Annotated in this window: 2 protein-coding genes; both read left to right on the forward strand. The window is 66.0% G+C overall.

Features of this window, described 5'->3' with window-relative positions; translation table 11 throughout:
• The first annotated feature begins 23 nt into the window (after nt 1–23).
• On the forward strand, nt 24–428 hold the full coding sequence (locus WA702_RS13645; RefSeq protein WP_425111058.1) for a DUF992 domain-containing protein: 405 nt from the start codon (nt 24–26) through the stop codon (nt 426–428).
• Nucleotides 429–601: 173 nt separating this feature from the next.
• Nucleotides 602–1,842, forward strand: a 1,241-nt coding sequence (locus tag WA702_RS13650) for an elongation factor G (RefSeq protein ID WP_425111057.1), incomplete at its 3' end; no start/stop codon positions are given.

Below are 1,842 nucleotides of genomic sequence, written 5' to 3' on the forward strand. Positions count from 1 at the left end.
GCCCCAGCGCCCATGCGCAGCAGCTGGCCCGCGTGCGGGTCGGCGTGCTGGAATGCCGCGGCGGCACCAGCATCGGCTTCGTGGTCGGCTCGGTCACCCATCTCGGCTGCGTGCTGCGCGCCGACGGCGTGCCCGAGGATCGCTACATCGCGACGATTCGCAAAGTCGGCGTCGATCTCGGCATCACCCAGCAATCGACGCTTGCCTGGGTGGTCTATGCCCCGGTGGAGCGTCTCGGCATCGGCGATCTCTCCGGCGACTATGCCGGCGCGCAGGGCTCCGCCTCGGTCGGCGTCGGCGTCGGCGGCAACGTGCTGATCGGCGGCTCGGCTAATTCGATCGCGTTGCAGCCGCTCAGTGTGCAAGGCCAGGTCGGCCTCAACGTCTCCGCCGGCCTCGAGAGCCTGGAGCTGCGGCCCGGCCGCTAATGTTGTTCCCTTCGTTGTGAAGATGAATCTATCTCCGCCGGGCAGGCGGAGGGAGGTCGATAGTTCCTGCAGCGCAGCGAAATTTTTCCGGCTTGCCAAAGCATCCGGTCAGGCAGAGCATTTGCCTTTGCCGACCCAATCATGGGCCGAGCTCCACACACAGGAGGCGGCGAATGGGACAAGACGTCAGTAGTCCCCGAGGTCCACGGTGCATTGCGCTGGTGGGCCCTTTCCAAAGCGGTAAAACCACTCTGCTCGAAGCAATCCTGGCACGGACGGGCGCCATCGCGCGCGCCGGCAGCGTCGACGCCGGCACCTCGGTCGGCGACGCCAGCGCGGAAGCGCGCCATCATAAGATGAGCGTCGCGCTCACTGCGGTCGCCACCAGCTTCATGGGCGACAGCTACACGTTTCTCGACTGTCCGGGCTCGATCGAGTTCGCGCATGACATGCGCGCCGCGTTGCCGGCGGTCGATGCCGCGGTCGTGGTTTGCGAGGCCGACGAGAAGAAGCTGCCGCAGCTGCAGATCATTCTGCGCGAGCTGGAGTATCTCGGCATTCCGCGCTTCCTGTTCCTGAACAAGATCGACCGCGCCAATGATCGTGTCAGGGAGACGCTGGCGACCTTGCAGCCGGCTTCGCGCGTGCCGCTGGTGCTGCGCCAGATCCCGATCTGGAACGGCGATCTGGTCGAGGGTTTCGTCGATCTCGCGCTGGAGCGCGCCTTCGTCTATCGCGAGCACAAGGCCTCCGAAGTGATCAAGCTCGAAGGCGGCAATCTCGATCGTGAAAAAGAAGCACGGTTCTCGATGCTGGAGAAGCTTGCCGATCACGACGACGCGCTGATGGAGCAATTGCTCGACGACATTCCGCCGCCCCGCGATGCGGTATTCGACGATCTCGCCCGCGAGCTGCGCGAGGGACAGATCTGCCCGGTTTTGATCGGATCGGCGGCGCGCGAGAACGGCGTGCTGCGGCTGATGAAGGCGTTGCGGCACGAGGCGCCCGGCGTCGCGGAGACCGCACGCCGGCTGGGCGTCAAGGAGCAGAAGGAGGCGCTCGGCTACGTCTTCAAGACGCTGCACCTGCAGCATGGCGGCAAGCTGTCGCTGACCCGGCTGCTATCAGGCCATCTCGACGATGGTGCGACGCTACAGGTAAGCTCCGGCGAGACCGCGCGCGTCTCCGGCATTCTCGCCGCCACCGGCGCCTATGACAGCAAGCGTCCATCGGCCGAGACCGGTGACACCATCGCGCTCGGCAAGCTCGATAGCGTCAAGACCGGCGACACCATCGCAACCGGCAAGACCGCGCCATCGGCGCTGGTCCAGGTCGCGCCGGTTGCGCCGGTGCTCGCGATCTCGATCGCGTCCAACGACCGCAAGGACGACGTCAAGCTCGGCCAGGCGCTGCT

This window comes from Bradyrhizobium sp. (assembly GCF_049798375.1).
In the GTDB taxonomy this organism is placed as follows: Bacteria; Pseudomonadota; Alphaproteobacteria; order Rhizobiales; family Xanthobacteraceae; genus Bradyrhizobium.